Here is a 19,004-nt window from a genome sequence, read left to right on the forward strand (position 1 = left end):
AATACATGAGGGAAGAAGTGACTTTATGTCTTACTATAACAAACGAAATCAAGAACCGCTGCCAAAGGAAGATGTGAGTACTTGGGAATGCACAAAAGAAGACTGCAACGGCTGGACCAGAAAAAACTTCGCCAGCAGTGACACGCCATTGTGCCCTTTGTGCGGAAGTAAAATGGTCGACGGCACCCGTTCATTAGTGAATCTCCAAAACAACAGCCAAACGAAAACAAGTTAGCTCTTCCCTTTTTTAAAAGCAGTCTCTATCAGCAAACAATCCTCGATCAGAGATACAAATTTTATATCCAATAGCACGGCCTCTCGATTTGACGAGAGGCCGAGATAATGAAGCCCAAAACTGTAAACGTTTCGGGCTTTTTCACTTTTCGTTATGGTATAATATGGATTTGAGGGGTGATGTTGTGATCAAAAACCAACAGCAGGCTGACCTGAAGAAACGGACTTCAGTCAAAAAGTTGAACTTGGCTATAAACTCATGTGCGGAACTTATGAATTGGTCCATACCGATCATTCGTTTCTTTAAATGGCTCGGATCATTTGCCCTGCACCTCGTCCATTAAAAAAATCACTCAGCATTTGCTGAGTGATTTTTTCAGTTAATGACAGAAAAGCTGTTGATGATGCCATTTGGATTTTCCCATACTTTTTTGAACGTCTTCGTATCAAGGTCATAAGAATAAATTGTCCGAACCTTGGCTTCACGCCCAGTTTCGTCCTTCAGCTTTTTAGCCCCTTTGGCTTCGGCAAGGAAATAAATCTTCTTTCCGTCCTTGGAGAACTGCGGCTGCGCGTCAATTAACAGCTTAAATGTTTTCTGATTTGAAATGATTTTTTTATAGGTTTTCGTGTCTGCATTCAGCATTTGAATAGTAGCCGTTTGCTCCGTGCCTTTTTGTGTATATGACGTAAACAGAATACGTTTATCGTCATCAGAAACAGCAATATCACTGATAAACTGCTCCAGGCTCTTAAGCTCATGAAGGCCGCTTTCATGACCGGCCGAAAAGTGAATCTTTGTCGGCTCAGGATCAATTCCCTTCTCATTGGCTTCATCCGTTTTTTTGTAATCTTCTTCTACAGAATAATGAAGCAATGCAAATGAATCTGTTTTTTGGTTATAGAAGAAGCTGCTGACGCTGTCATCCTGGTCATTAGCGGCAGGATACAGGTTTTTGTACTTCTTCGTTTTCAAATCAAAGGATGCGATACGAAAATTGCTTTCGTCCGCTTTCCCTAAACGAAAATAGATTTTTGAGCGATCCTTTGATAAAAACAAGCTGTCCGCGCTTTCCGGACCTTTATAAAGCATAGTTTTCTTATCAGACTTAAGATCAAGCTTAAAAAGCCTCATCTCATTTTGATCGTTATTGCTTGTATAATAGAGCGCCTGCTGCTCTTGGTCCAAGGCAAATGCCGGATAGCTGGTCAGCTTCGCCTCGTGGATCACCTTTTCATTTTCATAATACTTCGTCAGAAGATCGGTATCGGTAATCGATACCAGAAGTTTCTCACTGTTCTCCGTGTTCACGGAAACATCGGCGGCACTCTCACTGCCTTTATCTTTAAAAGAATAAAACATAAAACCCCCAGCTGCCGCCAAAACAACGACGATTGCCAATAAAACGATTCCTTTTTTCATCTCTTATCTCCACCAATAGAAAAAGCAAGAATGCGACTTCTTGCTTTACAGATTTAAACTATGTATTAATAGCTGTAATGTCCCGCTACTTTTCCTTTGCTTAATGGATATCCCAGCGCTTTAAACGCTTTAGGGCTTACATCCAGCACTGCATGAGGCATTCTGCCAACATCATTTTTATAAACCGTAATCACCTTTTTAGGCTTCGCTTTAGCATAAGCTCTGATTTTTGTCCCATTTCTAGGTACGTCAAATCCGATCTTTGTCGCACAGTCCCAATGTCCAAGTTTTTTACCTGAAGAGCCTTTTTTCCCAACTCCGTTATACCAAGTAATATTTCCGTTCACATGTTTTGCACTGGCATCTGCCGAAAAACTGAAAGCTCCCAAAGTACTTCCTACTAAGATAAAAGCGGCTAAAATGACTTTCTTCAACATTTCGTCCCCCTGTTTGTTAACATCTAGGAAAAATTATACACGATCAACCAGGGATTTTTTATTTCAATATCCTTACAGTAATGTTACAAAGTCGAAAAAATCCCCTCTGCTAAAATAAACCATGGAAGATTATCCTATTATAATTACAGCATTAGCGTTATAATTGTTGATAGAGTAGTTGTCGCATTCAATATGAACGAACCATTACCGTATTGTTCAAGCCAAATTCATAGCTATGTAAACCAATCATACTCTCTCATTATAAAGAAAAAAGAGTGTGCGAGACTCTTTTTTCTTCAAAGTTTCTTATTTCAAAAAACGTAGATTATATTATATATAAGTTTTATCTTTTTTTGGTTTTAAAAAATGGCGATTTTGTGAACAGTTCATATTGATCGGTGCGGAATTACTCATATCAAAAGATATAGGAGTGGTAATCCATGAAGGCAGCTAGATGGCATAACCAAAAGGATATCCGTATTGAAAATATTGAAGAGCCAAAAGCGGAACCGGGAAAAGTCAAAATCAAAGTCAAATGGTGCGGCATCTGCGGCAGTGATTTACACGAGTATTTAGGAGGCCCGATCTTTATCCCGGTGGACAAACCCCATCCTTTAACAAAAGAAACAGCACCTGTCACAATGGGGCATGAATTCTCCGGTGAAGTTGTTGAAGTCGGGGAAGGCGTTGAAAACTATAAAGTCGGAGACCGAGTCGTTGTGGAACCGATTTTTGCAACACACGGACATCAGGGTGCGTACAACCTTGATGAACAAATGGGATTCCTCGGCTTAGCCGGAGGCGGCGGCGGATTCTCTGAATACGTTTCTGTAGATGAAGAGCTGTTATTCAAACTTCCTGAGGAATTATCATATGAACAAGGCGCACTCGTTGAACCTTCTGCGGTCGCTTTATACGCTGTCCGCTCAAGCAAAATCAAAGCCGGTGACAAAGCGGCTGTATTCGGCTGCGGCCCAATCGGACTTCTTGTTATTGAAGCGCTGAAAGCTGCGGGTGCTACTGAAATTTATGCTGTTGAGCTCTCACCTGAGCGCCAGCAAAAAGCTGAGGAGCTCGGCGCCATTATTGTGGATCCGTCCAAAACAGACGATGTAGTGGCACATATCACAGACCTTACAGGAGGCGGCGTTGACGTAGCCTTTGAAGTAACCGGAGTTCCAGTCGTTTTACGCCAAGCGATCCAATCCACAACAATCGCCGGTGAGACAGTGATCGTCAGCATCTGGGAAAAAGGCGCTGAAATTCATCCGAACGATATCGTAATCAAAGAGCGTACAGTGAAAGGAATCATCGGGTACCGTGACATATTCCCAGCTGTATTGTCATTAATGAAAGAAGGTTATTTCTCAGCCGATAAACTCGTTACGAAAAAGATCGTCTTAGACGATTTAATCGAAGAAGGCTTCGGAGCTCTGATCAAAGAGAAAAACCAAGTGAAAATCCTTGTCAGACCAAACTAAACATACCAAAAAAGAATCCGCATTCAAGTGCGGATTCTTTTTATTCCACTTAGCCAATCACTTCAGCGCCAGCCTCTTCTTTCGCCTCACTGCGATCATGAGCACGGAAGCTTTCCTCAAGCTGCTCAAGCGAAAGACCTTTTGTTTCCGGTAAAAACTTGTTCACAAACAGAATCGAGCAAATTCCCAGCGCAACGAAGATAAAGAACGTTGTTGATAACCCAATGCCTGCCATCAAAATAGGGAAAGTCAGGCTGACTGCGAAATTGACCATCCACAAGCAGAATACCGTAACACCCATTCCCAGACCGCGAAGGCGCAGCGGGAAAATTTCTGAAAGCATCAGCCATGTCACTGGTGAAATCGCACCCTGCTGAAACGCCAGGAACGAAACCGTTAATGACAGAACCACATATGGAAGCGCAGGCGATCCTTCCATCACAAGTGAAAATATCCCGATCAGCAGCAATGCCGTTGTCGTTCCGATCAGCCCTGTAATCAGCATCGGCCGGCGACCGACTTTACCGAGCAGCCAAATTCCGACGAACGTGGCCAGGACGGAGATCACACCATTGGCAATATTCCCGATCAGCGCTGCTTCCGTTTGGAATCCGGAATCTCTTAAAATTTCAGTGCCGTAATACATGATGGAGTTTACACCCGTAATTTGCTGTACAATCGCAATTCCGATTCCTATAAATACAATCCGGCGCACCCATGGCACTGCAAGATCTTTAAACGTAGCTTTCTCAAGTTTATCCTCTCTTTTGAAAGCGGATTTAATTTCAGACAGCTCAGAAGCAGCGCGTTTTTCGTCCCTGATTTTCTTCAAAACCCCTAAAGCATCTTCATTCCTTCCTTTTGAAACAAGCCAGCGAGGACTCTCAGGCATTCTGATCATTCCAAAGAACAGGAATACGGCCGGAAGAGACGCTATCACGAGCATAAATCTCCATACATTGGAGCTGTCTCCCATTGTCGTCCCGAGGATGGCATTAAAAACAAAGGCCAATAGCTGTCCGGATACAATCATTAATTCATTCTGGGTCACCATCCGTCCTCTGCTTTCCACAGGTGACATTTCCGCTAAATAAGCAGGCACCGTCACGGATGCGCCCCCGACGGCAATTCCAAGCACAAAACGGGAGATGATCATGATTGTTACGTTTGGAGCCAGTGTACACCCAATCGTTGAGATAAAAAATATAATGGCGAGGAAAAGAATATTTTTACGGCGTCCGTTAAAATCAGACATTCTTCCGCCAAGCATAGCTCCAAGTGCAGCTCCAAAAAGAAGAGAACTGGTGACGAGCCCCTCTGTGAAAGCATTGAGATTAAGCTGATCAGGCTCACCCATATATGGTAAAGCTCCATTTAATACCCCGGTATCATAACCGAAGAGAAGCCCGCCGAAAGTCGAAACTAAAATAATTGTGCGTAAAAATGACATTTGACTGCCTTTTGTATCCATACCGTTTCCCCCAGTCTTTTTCAAAATCGATCACTGCGTATTTCAAAAACGTATTCTAGGGCTGCCGCCTTCCTCAAATGCCGTGAGCAGACCGCAGAAAAAAGTTCAAAATGTCTTTTTTCACTGGCTTCATAACCTTCCCTTCTTTTCAGCATGTGTTGAAGACAATTAACTTGGAAGCGATTTCATTTTTTCACCAAACAACAATGGGTATATTTTTGATGTCTGACTTGATGAATTGTCATCTTATAATCACTTTGTAGTGTTGTTATAGTAATATCATAGTGATATATTTGTCACTTCTGATATTATCATAATTTCAAAAACGCTTTCAGTCAATATAAATTTCTGAAAATTCCTTATCTTTATGCCAGTAAAATGACCATTTCAAGGGGAAATTGAACTTTTTTCATGCCGGAAATGTTGAATCAGTATGTATTATCTGTGAATTTCTGTTTCATTTCTGTCTTCATCAAAATGAGTAAGTGTTGGGTAACTTCCCCTATACATTTCTTCTCTGCATGATTCGCTTCTCAAACATTCAAATGATTGTTTCAGATTCAAGACAAAAGGAAATAGAAGAGGAAAATAAAGATGGCTAAATGGCTGGCTCTAATTGAATAAGAGGAGGCAATAAAATTGAATGAGATTTATATCATTGCAGGAATTTTATTGTTGGCAGCGGGGATGATTGATTTTATATGGACAACATTATGGCTTGAGAGCGGAGCCGGTCCGATCACAAGATGTTTATCTGCATGGCTGTGGAAAGGCTTCCGTAAGATCAGCGGAGATCACGCAAAGGTTCTCAGTACGGCAGGGCCGCTGCTGTTATGCATGACATTATTGGTGTGGATCGGTTTATTTTGGAGCGGTTGGACGTTTATCTTCTCAAGTGATCCTCATTCTCTTGTAGTTACTCAGAGTAAAGAACCAGCCTCCTGGTCAGATCGAGCTTATTTTTCTGGATATGTGATGTTTACATTAGGAAATGGCGACCTTACACCGAACGGAGCCCTTTGGAAGCTTGTGACAGTCGGTGCTACAGCTGAAGGTCTGCTTACAATTACTTTTTCTGTCACGTATTTAATTTCTGTCTTGAGCGCAGTTAATCAAAAGCGCTCATTCGCCCAGAGTGTACTGAGTCTTGGGCATAACGGAACAGAGATTGTCCAAACTGCGTGGAACGGGAGACATTTTCACGACATGGATCTGCTTCTCGCTACATTTTCTTCAGAGCTGGGAAAGCTGACCGCTCAGCATAACGCCTTCCCCATTCTTCATTTTTACCATAGCACACAGCGCGAGGAATCTTCCGTCATTGCAGTCACTGTATTGGATGAAGCGTTAACCATTTTGACATATGGCATTCCAGAGCAGTACCTTCCGAATCAGCTGCACATAAAAGAAGCGCGCTCAAGTGTCAAAAACTACTTAGACACCGTTCATACAGCATATATCCATCCGGCTGAACAAGAACCGCCGGAGCCCAGCCTCTTGAAGCTAAGGGATTGCGGCATCCCAACCCTATCGGAGCAAACATTTCGAACAGCGGTCACATCTTTAAAAGAACGGCGGCAATTGCTTTTGGGCATTGTTCAAGCGGGTGCGCGTAAGTGGCCTGCACAAGAGTAAGGGGTAAAAAAGAGGATGCCTCCCAAAAGTCCAAAAGACTTTTAAGAAACATCCTCTATTTTTATTACAAAGATAAAGAAGCTTCAATCTCTTCCATACGCGGCAGCGCATCAATCGCTCCAATTTTGGTGCAGACAAGAGCGCCCACCTTATTGGCAAAAGACACGATATCACGCAGCTGCTCAAAATCAGTTTCTACCGATTGAATCTTATCTGTATCTGCTAACTTGAACAAAGCCGCTCCGACAAAAGCGTCTCCCGCTCCTGTAGAATCAATCGAAGTGACAGGAATACTCGGAATGATTTCATGTTCCTTGCCATTAGACAGCAATGTTCCGTTTTTCCCAAGGGTCACGGCAATCATCTTGGCTCCGATACCATGGAGGATATTGACGCCCTCTTCATGATCCTTCGCACCAGTGATGATCTCCAGCTCCTCGTCACTCACCTTAACAAAATCACTTAAAGCAATGGCTCTTTTTGCAGCACTAACAAACTCAGAGACTCTTCCCTTCCATAAATCCCCACGATAGTTAGGATCAAATGAAAGAAATTGCCCTTTATCCTTCGCAATGGACATAAGCCGTAAATAGGCTGTACAAAATGGATCAGATAACAATGCCGTCGCTGATCCAAAATGAAGGATTTTCGCTTGATTCAGTTTATCCTGATCGACATCTTCGATCGTAAACAGAGCATCCGCGCCTCTATTGAAAACAAAATCGCGCTCTCCATTATTCTTTAATGAAACAAAAGCAAGCGTTGTAGGTGCTTTCTCATCCATCACCAGCATAGAGGTATCAACATGAACAGCATCTAACGTTTGCTTCAGAAAATACCCAAAGGGATCTTTCCCTACTTTTCCTGCGAAAGCAGCGTCCCCTCCCAGCTTGGCAATCGCCGCTGACACATTTGCCGGGGCGCCGCCGGCACTTTTTAAAAATTGACGCCCTTTCTTTAAATCAACGTCCACATCGGTACAAAAGAAATCGATCAATAACTCCCCAATACAAACAACAGACTGACTTCGCATGTTATCACACTCTTTTTACATATTCTAGATTACAGTCTCAGTATATTACTTTCAGTCATAAATACAACCTTTTACATCGAATATTAGAAATATTAAATATATTCACTTATCTGGATTTCTTCTCAAGCTCGGTGATGATCTGTTTATATCTATTTTCAGTTAAAGGATAAAAGGCTATGATGATGATAGAGAGTAAAATAAATAGTCCCGGAATTAAGGCATTCATATGTTTAATCGCATTCAGTGACGTCACGGTTTGATCAGTATTCGCCACATATCCTGCGATTCCTAAATAGATGGCAGAAAACGAACCGGCCAGTGCAACACCTAACTTATTGATAAAACTCATGCTGGAAATCACCACTCCGTCGGCACGAACCCCTGTCTTCCATTCCGCATAATCAACACAATCGGCAACCATTCCCCAAGCAAGCGTATTTAAAGGGGTTGTAAAGAACCCTGAAGCAAATAGCCAGATGAAAATGAGCGTCACCGAAGAATACGCCGTAAAATGCAGACCTGCATACGAGATCAGTGACAAAGCAGCCGATATGATCATCACATTTTTCCTGCCCCATTTCTCAGAAAAGTATGGAATAAACAAGTTACTGATGAGGGCTGCGCCAAAAAATAAAACGGTTCCAAAGAACACCAATTCCTTTTGATTCACGTTATACGTAAAGTAGTACACCATTGTACTGATTTTAATATTAAACCCGATTGCAAATGCTAAAAATGATGACGTTAGAATCAGTAAAGGTTTGTTTTGAAACAAAACGGATAATGTCTTTTTCATTCCCTGTTTCTTTGTTTTCTTAGGCGCAATCCGCTCACGCACAGTAAAGAAACTAAAGAGATTCAAAGCGATGCTTATAATGGCATAGACGAAAGCCGTCATCTGAAACCCAAATGCCTGGTTCTCTCCTCCCAAAGCTGCTGCAAGCGGTGTTGCACAGGAGATGGATAGAAGGATTCCGACATAAACCAAGATCATACGAGTCGTTGTTAATACCGTTCTTTCTTTTACAGAATTCGTAATCCGGCCCGTTAAGCTGTTCACCGGAATTGTTTGCATACTAAAGGACATGCCGAGCAGGATATAGGTAATATACGCATATATGATGTTTCCCGTTGCTCCAAAGTGAGGAGTGGTGAAACACAGGACAGTAAATAATGCGAAAGGAAATGCAACCCACAGCAGATAAGGCCTTGCCTTTCCCCACCTTGTGTTCGTTTTATCTAAAATAACCCCCATAATCGGGTCAAAAATAGCATCCAGCACCCGCACAACAAGAAATAATGTAGCGATGACCGCAGGCTGTATGCCGCCGATGTCCGTATAATAAAACAGCAGGTATGCGTTTACAAATTGAAACACAATATTATACGACATATCACCGAAGCCGTACCCAATTCGTTCAAGCCAGGACAGACCGGCACTGGATTTTGTTTGATGTTTCGCCTTCATTACTGTTGCTTTTTCTGTTTCAATCATCTTTTCCACCCCAAGAATCCGTTTTCAATATTGAGTACAAATCCAGTAAATAAGAGGGAGAATACGAGATTCTCCCTGTTCACTCAGCTATTCGGATACACCATCACTTTTAAACATTCATTCTTAAATTGAAGCGCCCGCTCCATCGCCTCTTGCGTATGCTCCAGCGCATATTGATCCGTCACAAGGTGTTTCGTGTCCACAATGCCGGAAGCAAGGAATTCAATTCCTTTTGGATACGTATTGGCATAACGGAAGATGCCGTATATATCAATCTCATTGTCCGCGATAAATGGCACGTTTAACGGAATTTCATTCTGAGAAGGCAAACCGACAATCGCAAGCTTTCCGCCGCGTCGTACAGAAGCCAGTGCGGATTGCAGTGCCGCAGGATTCCCCGCTGTTTCCCAAGCAACGTCAACGCCTCTATCATTCGTGATCGTTTTAATTTCTTCAAGCGCGTCCTGTTCACGAATATTGATGGCATGAGTAGCTCCCATTTTTTTCGCGGCATTTAACCGTAGCGGCTCTAAGTCGGTCACAATGATTGTACTTGCTCCAAATGCTTTAGCGGCTGCAACAGCCATTAATCCAACAGGGCCCATTCCCATGATCGCAATCGTTGATCCAGGCTGAAGCTTCGTTCTCATCGCTGCATGGATACCGACAGAAAACGGTTCAATCAAGGCAGCATCCTCATAAGAAAGTGAATCTGGAATGGAGAAAACAAAGTCCTGTCTGATTTTGATATATTGTACAAACGCGCCGTCTACTGGCGGCGTGGCCAAAAACTGTACATCCGGACAAAGGTTATAACGCCCTTCTTTGCACGCTTCACAGCGCCCGCACGTAACACCAGGTTCAACAGCGACGCGGTCACCGACTTTGAATTGATCAACAGACGAGCCGACAGCCGCGATTTCTCCCGCGCACTCATGTCCGAGGATAAATGGCTTCTCCACTACATAGTTGCCTATTCGGCCATTTGTATAGTAATGCAGATCTGATCCGCAAATACCGACAGCCATCACCTTAATCAATACTTCATCATGGCTGATGTCAGGTACAGGCAATGTTTCTATTCTGATTTCTCTTGTGTTATGCATAATAGCAGCCTTCATGGTTTTAGGTACTGTGTGAGTCATTTGGCAAATTCCTTTCTTTATGAATACTTCTAACGGCATGTGGCCGCTTCATCAAGAAATGTAAGTGCATACATTTTTGTTTTCTCTGTTACTGCCCTCATTTTATCTGCTTTTCAGAATGTTCAACAGCTTTTCATGCTGTATAAAAGGACAGCCGCACTGTACTTTTTGATTTTTCATATACAAAACAAGCAGGATTGATAAAATAGTACTAATAGGAGGTGCAGGTTTTATGGCTGAACTTGAAGATCGAAAACAATTTGCGGAATTGCTGGCACCTGGCGTAAAGTCATTAAAACTTCATCCAGATTATAAAGTTAGAAGGAATAAGAACGAAAAAACAGGACAGTCTTATTTAGACAACATTTCACACCAGCTGGGAGTTTCCCCAAACACGATTAAAAGCTGGATCGGACAGATGGGTGCGAACTATGTTCCCGGAAGAATCGAAGACGGAAAACTGTTCGGAATGATCTGGATCATTCTTGAAAAAACCGATATGAATATACAGTGGTTTACTGACCTGCTTGAGACCACCACTATACCAGTAATCAAACCTGCACTGCCTGTATGGGCGGCCTCATGTCTTAAAAAAGCGAAAATAGTACGGCAGGACAACTCATTCGGAGCACCGCTTGATCAAGATATTGAAAAAACAGTCAAGCGTTTATTTCCCGATATTCTCGACCATAAAACGAATGCGCTTACAGAACAGATGCCTTTGACACACAACTTACCGTCACGCTGGTCGGGTCACTTTATAGGACGAAGATTTGACATCGAGGCGATACGGCAATGGATGCTTTCCCCATCACCCGTCTGTTTAATTACCGGATGGGCAGGCATGGGAAAAACGACAACTGCTCTAGAAGCAGCCTATTCCTGTATCGGCGATTCCTCAGATTGGCCGGCATTCAACAGCATCATCTGGCTCAGTGCTGATTGGAAAGGATTGAGCTTTAGCGATTTTTTAAATACGATTGCATACCAGCTCGGCCGAACGGAACAAATCGATAAATCCATAAACGAAAAACGATTTGTCGTCCGCAATGCTTTGGCCAATTACACCAGAGAAAAACCGGTACTGCTGATCGTGGACAGCATAGACACTGCCGAAAGAGACATTCACGAATTTATCACCAGCCTGCCCCAAGGTGTGAAAATTCTCCTCACAGCACGTGAAAACTTGAAGCAAACCTATCGGGAAGGCTTCGGAGAAATGGTAACCATCCAGCTGAGCGGACTTGAACAAACAGATGCCCTGGAATATTTTCATCAAGAAGTGAACCGCTGCCTGCAAATGTGCAACGACCCAACTAAACAAGCAAAGCTGGCGCAGCTGCTGGAACTGTCTCCAGAACTGAAGAGCGAGTTCATTTCAGCGACAGCCGGAAACCCGAAAGCCATGGCACTCAGCATCGCCTATATGTCAGACGATGACATGCCCGCTCGGCAGCTGATTCATGAGCTCGGAAAAGCAGGCTATTCACTATTAGATCTGTTTGATTTTCTATTTGGGCGCACATGGCACAGATGCAATGAAGACACCCGGAAGCTATGGCAGGCGCTATGCTTTTTCAGCAAGCCGCCAGACGAAAAAAGCCTGGCGGCAGCAGCCGGATTAGACGCTCGCCGTTTCCATTACGCAGTTGAACAAATGCGGTCTTTTGCTCTGATTCAGCCCGAACGAAGCAAAGGAAGGACACAGTACTTCGCCCATCAAACCGTTGTCGCATACGGAGAACAGCACTTATCCGAAAATCAGCAATATGAAAAAGAAGCCTGCAGCCGCTGGGCGCACTATTATATTCATTATGCGGAAACCCATTTAAAGCGGGAACAGCCAAACTCTGTCTATTGGAGCTATCTCCTGGGACGTGATTTAGACCCAATCAAAAAAGAATGGCCAAACATCCTAAAGGTCACCAAATGGGCAAGCGAAACCGGACAAAATGAAATCTTAATTGAACTCATCACCCGCATCAGCCATTTTCTAAGCAGAATCAACCTGCCCCTGCGTATCGAATACGGCCGTAAAGCCGCCGACGCCGCCCATCAATTAGGCAAACACACACGAGAAGCCTTCTTCCGAATCGACACAGCAGGCTGGGCACTGATGGAAGTCAACGATTTAGACGAGGCACTTCAACAAATTGAAGCCGGCCTGAAAACGCTGGAACAATCAGACACTGAAGAGCAAGACGTTCACGATCTAAAGGTATGGGGACTCGCACTGCAATCGAGGCTGCTTTTAAAAGCTGGAAGTCATGAAAAAGCGGAAGCGATTTTAACCGAAATCAAAGATATACCGATCTCCCCTGCGATTCAACACAGAGTTTTACTAGTTCGCGGAGATCTAAACTTTTCGAGAGGTCATGATGAAGAAGCCATTCAATTATACGAAGCGGCAAATCAAATCAGCTCCACGTACGGCGGCGAAAAAACGATAGAAGCTTATTTCAATTTAGGTGTGGCTTACGTGAAATGTGATCAGTTTGAGAAAGCGGAAGAAGCTTTTGACCAGATGCTTTATGACAAACATAACGCGAATCAGGTTGAGCTGATTTATTATTATTATGGGATGGCGCAGCTGTTGCATCGTAAAGGAGAGAAAACGAAAGCGATGGAAGCTAATCAGAAAGCGATTCGTTTGATTGATTCTTGGGAGCCTGCGATTGGGATTCGGGGTGAGGTGGAACGATTGGATATTGTCATTTAAAAGACAACTACAATTGTAGCTAGAGGTATAGCTTTGAAAAATACCCATGTCCTTGTTGTTATTAAAGATAAAAAAGGTATCTTATCAGTACAGTAAACTGATTAAGCTACCTTTTTTGAATAAATAAATATTTCACAGAAGACAAAAAGTTAAACTTTTTAACAACAAAAGGTTAATACTTATTACATCCGCATTAATGCTGTACTGTAATATAATGTTTTAGTTCACCTGACCAATATCTTCCTCCCCAATCCTGTGCAACATGCACATCATACTTTCCTGCAGGGAGATTTCTCGTTGAAAAACTCACACGAAAATTGCGTGAACCAATACTATGCCAAAAATCCTTTCTGGTTATTACTTTTCCTTTATTATTTGATAAAATTACTGCAAAACCATTATCTAAATCCCTAGCCAAAGTACCAGTAACCACAATTGAAGTAGCTCTTTTCGTATATGTATTAGCATCTGTTTTAAATTTGATTGTACCTTTCGAATCCATAGCTAATGCTTCTGACCCGCCTGCGAAAATGACAACTCCCAAAAGAGCTACTGTAAACAGTGTCATTACTAACTTTTTCATCTTTAGAATTCCTCTTTTCTTTTTACTATTTTAAATCCACAATTATAATAACATATTCTCCTAAAAAAACGAATATTTTTCCATACATTTCTTCTAAGAGGTGAATAAGTTTGATAGAAATATATTAATATTATGTAAATTTAAGATTCTTTTGAAAAAAAATCTGCTTTTAATCTAGTTGATATGAAGCTTAAAATTTGATGTATCATCTATAAAACCTTTACCAAAGTGTCCAATACCATATACACAAATAAAAGATTACAAAGTGCTAGACAAATACACTTTTATAAATCCCGAATTTATCCATTACTTCCCATACTCTCTATTGAAAAAATTAAAATTTAAAAGTTTCTTATATTTCATGAACCTTAATATAGAGTGATTTCTGAAAGGTAAGTGAAGTCAGTGAATGAGACACGTCCGCCTAATATACTATGATTGATGGCCTGAAGCACAATTTCATCAAAAATATCTTGGAAGTTGGTTGTATTATTATAAAGCTAACGCATCTGTTCCAGTTTATAGTGAGTGTGCAGAATATTATATCGTTGATATTTGATCCAAGAAACCATCTATTACGCCCTATCATAATAAATTTATCTTTCGAGCTGTCTATCTAAACCGGATACCATGAAGTTATCCCGTTAACTTCATTTGAATGTAATCAGCGGAGTCCTTTATTTCACCATAGTAGGGTTTAACTTATTAATGATGAAAAAGAGCTTTGTACGATTTGCTCAAGCAAATCAAATTCAGCTTCTGCCGGGAAGGATTTCTTGTGTGTAATATTAAAAAAGACACCGGCAATGGAATACCCATTTTGTAAAATAGTAGCCTTCAAAGCTGTCGAGTTTTTGAGAGCCTAGTCTTACTTTTAGTAAACTTTTATAGCTTTGGAATACTTCTTAAATTTTAGTTTTGACCAAATGTAGTATGGTTATACATAAAGGTTACTTCCCCACTAAACCCGCCATCAAAAGGCCTGCTACAATCAATAACAAGAGTAAAAGAATACAAAGTGCCAGAATAAAAATAGAAAGATACTTAGCCATCCCTTTAGGTGCTTTAATAGTTAGAATACTCCCCAAAACAATTCCTAGAATTCCAAGTGCCCAATGGGTGCGGGGCAAATAATACAATGTTATTATAAGGATGATAAGCGACACTATCCCCAAATACTTCGTCATTTCTCCAATTTCCATTTCCTTCCATTAAATAAATAGGAAATTTTCAATTTATAAATTTTATTTTTTTAAAACCTTTAAACATAGAGTACCATAATTTTTTAAAATGTATGGTACTCTACTCTAAATTTTCTATTCACTTGCTACAAGGTCTAGTATTTTATCAGCAAAAGCATTTGCAATAATTTCTCCCTCTTCTTCCGTATAATAAGGGACTTCCATTTGCATTGAACCCCTTAAGGCTACCCTTGCCGCTGTAATATCAGGATGATCTCCAATCATGATATTACTTGCATTCAGTCTCAAATTATTTTCATTACTATTAAATTTATTTTTATAAAATAGTTTATATCTTGAGAAAACAAGACTATTATAATACTCTTGAACTGCATTTAAAATTGGCTTAGTGTTATTATTTAATAAGATCTGTGCGATGTTAATAGCATCGATATCTCCAAGGAAATCCGAATTATCAAAGTTACCAGCCGATGCATTTGTACCGATCAAGTCGTAAGCAGCTTTATATGTTCTTGTTCCATTGTCGCCACTATACTTATCTCTATCTTTATATACATCTGCAGCAACAGTAAGTAAATAAATCACCACCCCACCCTGCTAAATCTTGCTGTGTAGTTCCAACTAACGGAAGATTTGCATACAATAGGGCAGATAATGTAGCCATAAGATGAGGAAAATCAATTACTTCAGATTTTGAAACGGGATCAGTTGCTTAGACAAAACTATTTTCTCCTACAGCATTAATAACATACTCCTCAAAGTCTTTATCAAATTGTCCAGAAGTTAATGTCCATATTAGTGATTCATATCTTTTGCGACGATAATAGTTGGTTGTAAGCTTATTCGCTTGATTAATATCATTGTTTGTATAATGAAGTCCTAAAAGTTGAATTTCATATAATTGCTTGTATAGCTCTTGATTGAGATCAGTTGAGAAATCAAGACTTGAAGCTCCATTATCAAGTCCGGACTTAATATTATTGTCTATTTCAATTTTACTGTCTCCTGAACCAACACTAATAGTTGAAATTTGATCGAATGCCCAATTTTTTGGCAATGGGTAGCCTAAATTTGCACTAAATCCCGTGGACATATCACTTACAAAACTGGTTGTTGCCCAACCCTTCTCCGATACTTGATTGCAAACATTCCGGGCTCCATATATTCCAACTTTGTAACGGTTCCCCAGATATTTCATTTGTTCATTAATACCCTTAAAGTGTGGAAGAACTTTGTTAGTTATATCATCTCCTAAAGCGTCAAAATCCACGGCAAAATATATTGTTGTTCCATTTTTAAAACCATAATTTTTAGCAGCCGTAAAAGCATCTTGAGCATCTCTTTTCCCTTGAGCTTCACTGAAATGTCTTGAATTATTCCCATAAGTTTGATATATCGGAAAAACAGTTAAACCAGCATTAAAAATAGTTTTTAATTCACCAGGTTTTATTTTTTTCTCCAATCCCCCTGGAATGTCTACAAGATAACGACCAATAGTTTCATAGCCTGCATTTTTTAAAGCTTTAGCTCTAGCAGACGTAACTTCTGTTATACAATCACAAGCTGTTCCTTTACGATTAGGATCTCCTTTACTCTGCAACAAAGAAAGCCAAGTTTGTTTTCCTGTAACTCCATCAGCTGGTAACTTAACAAATTGTTGAAATTCACTTACTACATTTTTTAATAGTGTACTGTACTGGCCATTGAAATCTCCTGGATTAAAATTATATACATATAATGCATATTGAAGAAGCTTAACAAAGTTTGCATTAGTATTCCCTATGCTCAGAGTTGGTAAAAGGTTGGTCGTAGAAGGCCCAATTGATCCCGTTTGTAGAGAGGAAGCCATTCCCTCTTCTGTTTGAATACCGTATATTAAAGCTTTATTAGTCCCTCTTTGGTAGTAACCATCACATGGTTGGACTCCAGATGTTTTGTAATATCATAAATAAAAAAGGATGCTTCCTCTAAAGTCCAGTAGACTTTTGGAAGCATCCTCAATGAATATTATCTTTTTGTTATTCTTTCAGCTAATCGGGTAATGAAAAACGGTAAAACCCCTAATATATCAAGGGTTTTCGCCGTTTAATTACATCATTCCACCCATACCGCCCATGCCGCCCATGTCAGGCATTCCTGCGCCGCCGGCATTTTCTTCCGGTTTGTCAGCGACAACAGCTTCAGTTGTTAAGAGCATTGCTGCTACAGAAGCTGCGTTTTGCAGTGCAGAGCGTGTTACTTTCGTTGGGTCAACGATACCTTTTTCGATCATATTTACCCATTCGCCAGTTGCAGCGTTGAAGCCTACACCGATTTCTTCGTTTTTCAGGCGCTCAACGATGACAGATCCTTCAAGACCAGCGTTGTGCGCGATTTGACGGATTGGCTCTTCAAGCGCGCGAAGCACGATGTTGATACCTGTTTGCGCATCACCTTCAGCTTCAACTGCAGCGACTTTGTTATATACGTTGACAAGCGCTGTACCACCGCCGGATACGATGCCTTCTTCAACAGCTGCGCGAGTTGAGTTCAGGGCGTCTTCGATGCGAAGTTTACGCTCTTTCAGCTCAGTTTCAGTTGCAGCGCCGACTTTGATGACAGCTACACCGCCAGCAAGTTTAGCAAGACGCTCTTGTAATTTTTCTCTGTCGAACTCAGAAGTTGTTTCTTCCACTTGAGCGCGGATTTGAGTGACGCGTGCAGAAATTTTATCTGTTTCGCCAGCGCCTTCAACGATTGTTGTGTTTTCTTTTGTAACCACAACTTTAGAAGCGCGTCCCAATTGTCCGATTTCAGTAGATTTCAGGTCAAGGCCAAGATCTTCTGTGATGACTTCTCCGCCAGTAAGGACAGCGATGTCTTCAAGCATTGCTTTACGGCGGTCACCGAAGCCAGGAGCTTTAACAGCCACTGCGTTGAATGTGCCGCGAAGTTTATTCACAACAAGTGTTGCGAGAGCTTCACCTTCAACATCCTCAGCGATCAGAAGCAATGGTTTGCCTTGCTGAACAACCTGCTCAAGCACAGGAAGAATTTCTTGAATGTTTGTGATTTTTTTGTCTGTGATTAAGATGTAAGGATTGTCAAGAACCGCTTCCATCTTATCAGAATCAGTTACCATGTAAGGAGACGCATATCCGCGGTCGAATTGCATACCTTCAACAACTTCAAGCTCAGTTGTGAAGCCTTTAGACTCTTCGATTGTGATAACGCCGTCGTTGCCTACGCGCTCCATTGCTTCAGCGATAAGGCTTCCGACTTCCTCATCAGCAGCAGAGATCGCAGCAACCTGAGCGATAGATTCTTTGCCTTCGATTGGCTTAGAAATTTCTTTCAGGTTCTCGATCGCAACGTTTACAGCTTGTTCCATACCTTTACGCACGCCTACAGGGTTAGCGCCTGCTGTTACGTTTTTAAGGCCTTCACGGATCATTGCTTGCGCAAGAACTGTCGCAGTTGTTGTACCGTCACCGGCAACGTCATTTGTTTTGCTGGCTACTTCAGCTACAAGCTTAGCACCCATGTTTTCAAACGCGTCTTCAAGTTCGATTTCTTTAGCGATTGTTACACCGTCATTAGTGATTAACGGAGAACCGAATTTTTTCTCTAGAACCACGTTGCGTCCTTTTGGTCCTAAAGTTACTTTTACAGCATCAGCAAGTGCATCAACACCGCGAAGCATTGCGCGGCGAGCTTCTTCACTAAACTTAATATCTTTTGCCATGTGTACGAAACCTCCTCGAATTTTTAAGTATTTGTTTATTTAAGAATTAGCCGATAACAGCTAAAATGTCGCTTTCACGTAAGATTAAGTATTCAGTACCTTCGTATTTCACTTCAGTACCTGCGTATTTTGAGAAGATAATGCGGTCGCCCTCTTTTACTTCTAAAGCAACGCGCTCTCCGCTTTCTAACACGCGACCTGAACCAGCTGCCACGATTTTGCCTTCTTGCGGCTTTTCTTTTGCAGAATCCGGTAACACAATTCCGCTGGCAGTTTTTTCTTCAGATTCTACGAGTTCAATGACAACGCGATCACCTAATGGCTTTAACAATGTAATAACCTCCTCAATAGTATGAATATGTAATTTTAGCACTCAGCACTAAAGAGTGCTAACACAATTCTTATAATAAAGAATCTCACTT

The 19,004-nt window shown here is 41.4% G+C and carries 17 protein-coding genes; 5 read left to right on the forward strand and 12 right to left on the reverse strand.

Annotated features, from left to right (window positions below):
- Positions 1 to 25 precede the first annotated feature (25 nt).
- The gene (locus LNN34_RS13130) at positions 26 to 235 is read left to right on the forward strand and encodes a cold-shock protein (protein WP_044152810.1); all 210 of its coding nucleotides are present in this window, start codon (positions 26 to 28) and stop codon (positions 233 to 235) included.
- Between the two features lie 184 nt (positions 236 to 419).
- Positions 420 to 578: a hypothetical protein gene (locus LNN34_RS13135; RefSeq protein WP_063623072.1), complete on the forward strand. Its 159-nt coding sequence runs from the start codon at positions 420 to 422 to the stop codon at positions 576 to 578.
- A 32-nt stretch (positions 579 to 610) separates the two neighbouring features.
- On the opposite strand, the gene LNN34_RS13140 is transcribed toward LNN34_RS13135, so the two are convergent.
- Entirely contained in the window at positions 611 to 1,657 is a 1,047-nt protein-coding gene (locus tag LNN34_RS13140) for a PD40 domain-containing protein (RefSeq protein WP_101863708.1), read from the reverse strand.
- Positions 1,658 to 1,722: 65 nt separating this feature from the next.
- Positions 1,723 to 2,094 carry a cell wall metabolism protein WalM gene (walM, locus tag LNN34_RS13145; RefSeq protein ID WP_081638245.1) on the reverse strand — a complete coding sequence of 124 codons (372 nt, stop codon included), beginning with the start codon at positions 2,092 to 2,094 and terminating at the stop codon, positions 1,723 to 1,725.
- Between the two features lie 440 nt (positions 2,095 to 2,534).
- On the opposite strand from walM, the gene bdhA reads away from it, so the two are divergent.
- The gene (bdhA, locus tag LNN34_RS13150; RefSeq protein WP_101863709.1) at positions 2,535 to 3,575 is read left to right on the forward strand and encodes a (R,R)-butanediol dehydrogenase; all 1,041 of its coding nucleotides are present in this window, start codon (positions 2,535 to 2,537) and stop codon (positions 3,573 to 3,575) included.
- 49 nt (positions 3,576 to 3,624) lie between these two features.
- Here bdhA and LNN34_RS13155 read toward each other — a convergent pair whose 3' ends face one another.
- A complete protein-coding gene (locus LNN34_RS13155; RefSeq protein ID WP_229043598.1) occupies positions 3,625 to 5,046 on the reverse strand; it encodes a sugar porter family MFS transporter in 1,422 nt (473 codons plus the stop codon).
- A gap of 639 nt (positions 5,047 to 5,685) precedes the next feature.
- Here LNN34_RS13155 and LNN34_RS13160 point away from each other — a divergent pair.
- Complete coding sequence (locus LNN34_RS13160) at positions 5,686 to 6,681, forward strand: potassium channel family protein (RefSeq protein WP_202656740.1); 996 nt, start codon at positions 5,686 to 5,688, stop codon at positions 6,679 to 6,681.
- Positions 6,682 to 6,745: 64 nt separating this feature from the next.
- Here LNN34_RS13160 and LNN34_RS13165 read toward each other — a convergent pair whose 3' ends face one another.
- From LNN34_RS13165 to gutB, 3 genes are all read right to left on the reverse strand, one after another.
- Entirely contained in the window at positions 6,746 to 7,714 is a 969-nt protein-coding gene (locus tag LNN34_RS13165; protein ID WP_229043599.1) for a carbohydrate kinase family protein, read from the reverse strand.
- Between the two features lie 106 nt (positions 7,715 to 7,820).
- Entirely contained in the window at positions 7,821 to 9,209 is a 1,389-nt protein-coding gene (locus LNN34_RS13170; RefSeq protein ID WP_202656738.1) for a glycoside-pentoside-hexuronide (GPH):cation symporter, read from the reverse strand.
- Positions 9,210 to 9,292: 83 nt separating this feature from the next.
- Entirely contained in the window at positions 9,293 to 10,354 is a 1,062-nt protein-coding gene (gutB, locus tag LNN34_RS13175) for a sorbitol dehydrogenase (RefSeq protein WP_229043600.1), read from the reverse strand.
- A gap of 232 nt (positions 10,355 to 10,586) precedes the next feature.
- On the opposite strand from gutB, the gene LNN34_RS13180 reads away from it, so the two are divergent.
- A complete protein-coding gene (locus LNN34_RS13180) occupies positions 10,587 to 13,073 on the forward strand; it encodes a tetratricopeptide repeat protein (protein ID WP_229043601.1) in 2,487 nt (828 codons plus the stop codon).
- A 193-nt stretch (positions 13,074 to 13,266) separates the two neighbouring features.
- Here LNN34_RS13180 and LNN34_RS13185 read toward each other — a convergent pair whose 3' ends face one another.
- From LNN34_RS13185 to groES, 6 genes are all read right to left on the reverse strand, one after another.
- Entirely contained in the window at positions 13,267 to 13,656 is a 390-nt protein-coding gene (locus LNN34_RS13185; protein ID WP_199398522.1) for a hypothetical protein, read from the reverse strand.
- 950 nt (positions 13,657 to 14,606) lie between these two features.
- Positions 14,607 to 14,858: a hypothetical protein gene (locus tag LNN34_RS13190; protein ID WP_229043602.1), complete on the reverse strand. Its 252-nt coding sequence runs from the start codon at positions 14,856 to 14,858 to the stop codon at positions 14,607 to 14,609.
- 114 nt (positions 14,859 to 14,972) lie between these two features.
- The gene (locus tag LNN34_RS13195) at positions 14,973 to 15,443 is read right to left on the reverse strand and encodes a hypothetical protein (protein ID WP_229043603.1); all 471 of its coding nucleotides are present in this window, start codon (positions 15,441 to 15,443) and stop codon (positions 14,973 to 14,975) included.
- A 127-nt stretch (positions 15,444 to 15,570) separates the two neighbouring features.
- Positions 15,571 to 16,707 (reverse strand): glycoside hydrolase domain-containing protein, encoded by a 1,137-nt coding sequence (locus tag LNN34_RS13200; protein ID WP_229043604.1) that lies wholly within the window; start codon positions 16,705 to 16,707, stop codon positions 15,571 to 15,573.
- A 240-nt stretch (positions 16,708 to 16,947) separates the two neighbouring features.
- A complete protein-coding gene (gene groL, locus LNN34_RS13205) occupies positions 16,948 to 18,582 on the reverse strand; it encodes a chaperonin GroEL (RefSeq protein WP_010333214.1) in 1,635 nt (544 codons plus the stop codon).
- A 46-nt stretch (positions 18,583 to 18,628) separates the two neighbouring features.
- Positions 18,629 to 18,913: a co-chaperone GroES gene (gene groES, locus LNN34_RS13210; protein ID WP_003155970.1), complete on the reverse strand. Its 285-nt coding sequence runs from the start codon at positions 18,911 to 18,913 to the stop codon at positions 18,629 to 18,631.
- Between the last annotated feature and the right edge of the window lie 91 nt (positions 18,914 to 19,004).

The organism is Bacillus sp. AF23 (assembly GCF_020861455.1).
Lineage (GTDB): Bacteria > Bacillota > Bacilli > Bacillales > Bacillaceae > Bacillus > Bacillus halotolerans.